At 56.2% G+C, this 7,341-nt stretch carries 1 protein-coding gene and 1 pseudogene; both read right to left on the bottom strand.

The window, feature by feature from the left end; all coding sequences use genetic code 11:
* Nucleotides 1-6,656, bottom strand: a 6,656-nt coding sequence (locus FIV46_RS10605; RefSeq protein WP_181163183.1) for a cadherin domain-containing protein, incomplete at its 3' end; no start/stop codon positions are given.
* Nucleotides 6,657-6,873: 217 nt separating this feature from the next.
* Nucleotides 6,874-7,341, bottom strand: a pseudogene (locus FIV46_RS18090) (hypothetical protein); the annotation flags it as partial.

The following is a 7,341-nucleotide window of genomic DNA, read 5'->3' as shown; positions in this document are numbered from 1 at the left end:
GTCACCGACATATCCTGGTCCACCAGCAGGGTGCCGACCACGTCGCCGTCGCCGTTGCTGAAGGTATAGACATCATAGTCCTGGCCGTCGATATTTTCCGTGCCGATGACATCGGTCACGGCCAGGATGGCGCTCGCGGCAAAGGTCAGGCTGTCGGAACCATCGCCCATCACCACCAGCCGGTCGTCACTGTCAGTCATGTCGATCAGGTCCATGATGTCGAGGGTCAGCGCGTTGGCGCCGCCGTCGGTCGCCAGGTCGACCGTTTCCAGGCCGCTGAGGTTATTGTTGTTGATTGCCGTGAGGTCGAGGTCGCTGCCGTCCAGCCGCAGGCTGTCCGCCCCGCCGCCGCCCTCGAGGCGGAAGAAATCAGTTGTATCGATAATGAAAGTATCATCGCCGTAGCCGCCGTACAGCACATCGCCGCCGCCGTCGGAGGTGAGGGTATCGTCACCGAGGCCGCCGACCAGGCTGTCGCGGGCGCCGGCGCCGCCGTCGGCAACCAGATTGTCATTGCCGTCCGTGCCCTCAGTAATACCGCCGCTGTTGTCGCCACCATAGATAACATAGGAGGCCCCGGCGTCTGTATCGCCCGTGTCCTCGTCCGTGGCACCGATGATGATGTCATCATAACCGTCCCCGTTCACATCCCCTGCAGCAGAGACCGACCAGCCGGCAAAGCCGTCCGCTTCCACGCCCCGGATATAGAATCCTTCACTGCCGTCACCGGAAAGTTCCAGATCGGACAAATCCATATTCGACAGGGAGGTTCCCCCGTAAATCAGATAGGAGTCCCCAATTTCGGTATAGCTCGGGAAGCCATCGGAACATGCGCCGATTAGAATATCGTCATAGCCGTCGCCGTTAAAATCCCCGGCCGAAGACACCGCGCCGCCACTGAAGTCCTCTGCCTGGTCACCATAGAAAACAACGCCCAGACTGTTATCCCCGCCCTCGATGTCGGACAGGGTGATGTGCGACAGGGCGGCGCCGCCATAGACCAGATAGCTGGCCCCCGCATATTCCCCGGCAGTGCTGTCCCCCTCCGATCCGAGCAGAAGGTCATCATAGCCGTCACCATTGACGTCGCCGGCTGACGAAACCGCAATGCCGATTAGGTCAAATTCCTCGTTTCCGGTCATGATGAATCCGGCACTGCCGTCGCCGGATTCTATATCCGCGAGCTGGATATTGGACAGGTCACCACCGCCGTAAACCACATAGGCGGTTCCTGCATAGGGCTGTATAGAATGTTCCACCGGCGCCCCGATAACCACATCATCATAGCCGTCCCCGTTCACATCCCCGGCGGAAGAGACCGACCAGCCGGATGCGTCAAATTCATCTGCCCCGAAGATTGTAATCCCGGCGCTGCTGCCGGCCTCGAGGTCAGACAGGTCGATATCGGCAAGGCTGGTACCGCCGTAAATAATATAGGAAGCCCCTGCGTAAACCCCAACCGTGGTTTCGTCCCTTGAGGATACAATGATATCGCTGTATCCATCGCCATTGACATCCCCTGCACTGGAGACCGCCAGACCATTACCGTCCCCTGCCTCGGCACCGTAAATGACAAATCCTTCGCTGCCATCCCCTCCCTCTATATCGGTCAGGAAGATATTGGCAAGCGACGGTCCACCGTAGATCACATAGGAGGCACCGGCTCTGTCTCCACCGGTATCTTCACCATAAGCGCCAATCACCAGGTCATCATAGCCGTCGCCATTGATGTCTCCTGCGGAGGAGACAGCCTCGCCGCTCCAGTCCCAGTCGCCGGCCCCAAAGATGGCAATACCGACATCCGCAGCACCGCTTTCGATGTCCCCCAGTTCGATATTCTGAAGACTGCTTCCGCCGTAGATCAGATAGCTCGCCCCGCCGTTCCCGGCGCCGGTATCTTCATTGGGCGCTCCCATGATAAAGTCATCGAAACCGTCACCATTGACGTCCCCGGCGGAAGAAACCCATGTCCCGACCCCGTCATAGATGCCTTCGCCGAAAACCGCGATGCCCTCTGTACTGCCGGTTTCCAGATGAAAGAGGTCGAGAAAGCCGGTCGACGTATAATCCGTGGTGTCAGGCTGGAAATCAAAATTGATATCCTGATCGACAAACATTCTTCCGATAATGTTACCTTCTACATCACGGAAAACATAGGCGTCATAGGCTTCGCCATCTATATGTTGCGTATAAGTATCCTGGGTTACAGGAAGAATGACGCTCGCGGCAAAAGTCAGACTGTCGGAGCCATCACCCATCACCACCAGCTGGTCATCACTGTCCGTCATGTCGAGCAGGTCCATGATGTCGAGCGTCAGGCTATTGGCCCCGCTGTCAGTCAGCAGATCCACCGTTTCCAGGCCGCTGAGATAATCATTGTTAATGGCCGTGAGGTCGAGGTCCACGCCGTCAAGCTGCAGACTGTCCTCCCCGCCGCCGCCTTCAAGACGGAAGAAGTCAGCGGTATCGATGATCAAGGTATCGTCACCATGGCCACCGTACAGCACATCGCCGCCGCCGTCAGAGGTCAGGACATCGTCCCCGAGGCCGCCGACCAGGCTGTCGCGGGCGCCGGCCCCGCCATCAGCGACAAGATTGTCATTGCCGTCGGTGCCCCCGATCACATTGCCGGTATTGTCCCACCCGAAAATAACATATGCGGCACCTTCAGGAATACCATATGAAAAACTCCCGGGCGCCCCAACGACCAGGTCGTCAAACCCGTCACCATTCAAGTCGCCGGCATAGGAAACCGAGATACCGCTGTGGCTCCCCGCTTCCGCTCCATACAGGACAAAGCCACCGGAACCGTCACCGTTTTCTATATCTGTCAGATCAATTACGGCGCTGCCCTGTCCACCATAAATGACATAGGAAGCCCCGGCCTTGGTTCCACCGGTTTCCTCGTAATAGGTGCCAATGATAATGTCCTCATGGCCGTCACCGTTCAGGTCGCCCGCCGTGGAAACGGAGTATCCACTGAGGTCGCCGGCCTCGCCGCCATAGATGACAAAACCTTCCGACCCGTCACCACTCTCGATATCTGACAAACTGATATGATCAAGCGAGGCACCACCGTAAATCACATAGGTGGCGCCGGCATTGTTTCCACCGGTATCTTCGCCTTTGGAACTGATGATCAAATCGGCATAACCGTCCCCGTTGACATCCCCGGCGGACGAGACAGATGTTCCCGTAAGATCTGATGCTTCCGCACCATAAATGGCGATACCGGCACTACCGTCCCCTCCCTCAATGGAAGCCAGGTCGAGATTGGCGAGACTGTCGCCCCCGTAAATAACATAGGCGGCACCAGCCAGATCTCCCCCTGTGTCCTCGCCCGTTGCGCCAATTATGACATCATCATAACCGTCACCGTTCACATCGCCTGCGGCGGAGACCGAAAAACCCGAGCCATCCCCTGTCTCGGCACCGGTGATCATGATGCCTGCATCACTTGTCCCGGGTTCCAAGGTCGCCAAATCTATATTTTCCAGATCGGCCCCCCCGAAAATCAGGTAGGAAGCGCCGGAAACAATAATCCCATCAGGGGTTGAGTTTCCTCCACCAACAATCAGATCATCAAAACCGTCACCATTGACGTCCCCTGCATTTGAGACCGATCGGCCGACCTCCTGATACTCGTGGGCCCCCTCTATCAGGAAACCTACTTCGGCACCCCCATTTTTTATGTACGGCAAAAGGTCAGGTATACCCAAATTCCCTCCGCCATAGACGACATAGGCAGCACCGGCAATTTCATTATCGCTGTTCTGGTAATTCGGTGCCCCGATAATCACATCATCATATCCGTCTCCGTTGATATCCCCCGCAATGGAAACCGACATACCGTTATTTTCATAGACTGATCCAGCAAAAAGGAGCGCACCATCAGTATCGTCGCCGTTTTCTATAACCTCTGTATCGAGGCTGGAAAAATCCGCCCTCCCATAAATGATATAAGACGCTCCATCAATATCTCTGCTCGTCGCTCCAATGATCAGGTCATCAAAACCGTCATTGTTCACATCACCGGCATAAGACACCGACCGCCCAAGACTTGGCGGCTCGAGGCTCAGATTCTGATACCCTGTAATGACCACCCCGAGCGAACTGCCCTGTTCAATGGCGGACAAGGACAATGCACCGTCTGAGATCATATCCTGAACAGAAATTGTTACATCCTGGCTTGCGGACACTCCGCCATCAGACACGACAACTGTAATCTGGTGCTCGCTCGCGGTTTCATAGTCAAGTGACTGGCCAACCGCCAAAGTGACCTCGCCCGTATTGCTGTCAATCTCGAACAGACCACCGGCGTCATCGGACAGACTGAAAGTCACTCCGCTGCCTTCCGGATCAACTGCGACAGCTGTGTAAAGTACATCTGTATCGCTCACATCCTCCGCAGCAAGAACTGAAGTCCCGGAAGAAAATTCAGGCGCTTCATCTACATTTGTCACGGTGATTGTGATGTCCTGCGTATCAGTTTTGGTACCGTCGGACGCCTGGATTGTGATCTGGTGGGAGCTACTGTCCTCGAAATCAAGTGAGGCACCTCCAACCAGCGATACTTCGCCGGTTGCCGGGTCAATTTCAAAAAGACCGCCGGCATTATCAGTCAGACTGTAGGTAACCGTTGCCGTTCCGTCCAGGTCAACCGCATCCGCCGTATAGACGACTGCTGTATCCGCAACATCTTCTGCAACGGAAGCACTCGTCCCGGACTGAAAACTGGGAGGGTATTCATTTTCGTCATATACATTGATGGTAACAATCTGGGAGTTTTCGTTGACCCCATCGGAAACAGCCACCGTCAGTTGATGGGAAGTCGCATTCTCGTAATTCAGGCTTTCTCCATCTGCCAGACTGATCGCGCCGGTCGCGGCATCGATTTCAAACATGCCCCCGTCATCGTCAGCAAGACTGTAGACCAGATTCTGGCTGCCTTCAGGATCCTCCGCCCGAGCCTGGAGCAGAATATCACTATCCGAGGCATACTCGGAAAATACAGCTTCTGAATTCGATATAAATATCGGTGTTTCATCTACATCCGTCACCGTGATGATAATTTGCTGCTCAACGGTATTGACACCGTTCGAATAGCTGACGGTCAGCAAATATTCACTAACCCCCTCAAAGTCCAGGGTGTCCCCTTGAGCAAGAGTGATTTCACCAGTGTCAGCATTAATGACAAACGAACCGTTTGCATCGTCGGTCAGACTGTAGGTCACACCGGGTGTGGCAATCGGTGACTGAACGACCGTACCGCCGGCACTATTCTCGGCGACAAATGCATTACGCACGCCGGTATCGACCAATGAAACCGTTACTGTCGCCGTATCGTCGCCGGAATTGTTGCCAAGTACATAGTTGAGCGCAATTTCGTCGGCCATCACATTATCCGGCACCGTCAACTTGATCTGGCCGGTCTGGCTGTCATACTGAACCGCCACACCTTCCGGCATGCCGTCCGCCAGGGAAACCGACAAAATGTCTCCGTCACTGACTACGTCATTATCAAGCAAAACGGACGAGGCGATAAAGGAATCCCCGCCGACAATTGCAATCAGGGTATCGTCAACCGCAATGACATCCCCGGCAGAATAATCTTCTCCCTGCTCCTCGACAACAGAGACCAGCTGATCGACCGCTGCATCGCTGAAATCGCTTTCCACATCGTCAGTTGTAACATCCCCGGCACCCAAATCGGCCAGCACATCGGGTAAAATATAGGTCGCGACAATGGCAGCAGCTTCATTTTCTCCCGACAGGTCCCCGGGGCTTGCCGCCAGCGCCTCAACCACATTCGACACCGCAGTGGCGGCAGCGGTTGTCACATCAGCCGAAACAGCATCGCCAGTATCCACGGCATTGATCAGGGCCACGACATTTGCCGCATCGGAAAAATCCGTTGTGCTGTCACTGGCGAGCGCGGCAGCCACCTGCTGCAGTACGGCAGCCTGCAGCTCGCCGTCGGCATTGGCCACTCCGGCCCCTTCTAGAAGCGCCGTCACTGATTGCACCAGCGCCATGACTTCCTGGCCGGCCAGCAGAACCGCCGCCGCGTTGCCATCGCCATTGCCGGACGCCGCGACCGGATCGAAACTGCCAAGATCCACCGAATCGTCAATGCCGAAGGCCGCCTTGATATCGGCTTCGCTCACGCCGTTGACCATCAAGGTGGTCAACGGAGAGACCACGCTGGCGCCCGCCGGTGCGGTCAGGACGACCCCGTCATAGGAGACACCGGTGGAAACATCCGTTCCGCCAATCGAGACGATTGTCCCTGTGGTTCCTTCCTCCACTTCGAAGGAATAGTTGCCACTGGCATCGGTTGTGCTGCTGACTTCACCGCTGTCAAGTATTCCGTTGTTGTTCTCATCCAGAAAAACCGTCGCCCCCTCGACATACCCATCCACGACAGCCCCGGTGACAGAAACCATGTTTGGCGTCTGTGTTGTCGGTGACGGCGTGCTGCCGCCTCCACCGCACGCCGTCAGCAGGAAGGGAGTCAGGAGAAAAGAACTGCGCCCCGCCTTCCCGGCGTTCAGGCGGCGATTGATGTGGTTCGTGATTTTCTGAAAGCTGCTCTTGTCGGAAGCGACGTCGACTGTCAGTGAAAGCTGCGCCGATTTTATAGTTTTTTCTGCCATGGTTCCCTGCCTCATATTATCCCCAGGGCAGATGCAGATGTGCCAGACAGACCAACCATTCCTCCCCCAATTCTTATTTCCCGCATTTATAGAGAAACATCTATGCGATACAGACAATATCACGCAAACATTCTGAAGCGCAAGAGCGATGGTTTTACGTTAGAGCGGACCGCCAACGGAAAGAAAATGACCGGCCTGACGGCATTTTCTGTTGTGGCTAGATGGTCACCGACATATCCTGGTCCACCAGCAGGGTGCCGACCACGTCGCCGTCGCCGTTGCTGAAGGTATAGACATCATAGTCCTGGCCGTCGATATTTTCCGTGCCGATGACATCGGTCACGGCCAGGATGGCGCTCGCGGCAAAGGTCAGGCTGTCGGAACCATCGCCCATCACCACCAGCCGGTCGTCACTGTCAGTCATGTCGATCAGGTCCATGATGTCGAGGGTCAGCGCGTTGGCGCCGCCGTCGGTCGCCAGGTCGACCGTTTCCAGGCCGCTGAGGTTATTGTTGTTGATTGCCGTGAGGTCGAGGTCGCTGCCGTCCAGCCGCAGGCTGTCCGCCCCGCCGCCGCCCTCGAGGCGGAAGAAATCAGTTGTATCGATAATGAAAGTATCATCGCCGTAGCCGCCGTACAGCACATCGCCGCCGCCGTCGGAGGTGAGGGTATCGTCACCGAGGCC

It is taken from the genome of Emcibacter nanhaiensis (genome assembly GCF_006385175.1).
GTDB classification, from domain to species: Bacteria; Pseudomonadota; Alphaproteobacteria; order Sphingomonadales; family Emcibacteraceae; genus Emcibacter; species Emcibacter nanhaiensis.
Note: the sequence above shows the minus strand (reverse complement) of the source record. Positions and strands in the feature narration are given on the sequence as shown.